Below are 241 nucleotides of genomic sequence, written 5' to 3' on the forward strand. Positions count from 1 at the left end.
TGCTGTCAAAAATGGAAGTGATCAGGTCAAGCCGGTTGTCGGTATAGCCTTTTTTCAGGGTGTATTGATCTTCCACCGCATCTTCGGCCGCCTGTTTTTTCGATTCCGTCGCCTGCTGATCTTCCACTGTGGCGGGCGCGTAATCGTCTTATCACTGACTGAAAACAAATCCAAATTAAGTGATTCAGGTTTTACATGAATAAAGAGCAAACCAAACATGATCGCTGAAAGCAGCAGGTAC

The 241-nt window shown here is 45.6% G+C and carries 1 pseudogene; it reads right to left on the reverse strand.

Annotated features, from left to right (window positions below):
- Positions 1-241, reverse strand: a pseudogene (locus tag SB660_RS23405) (hypothetical protein); the annotation flags it as partial.

This window comes from Bacillus sp. SIMBA_005, from assembly GCF_046535585.1.
GTDB classification, from domain to species: domain Bacteria; phylum Bacillota; class Bacilli; order Bacillales; family Bacillaceae; genus Bacillus; species Bacillus pumilus.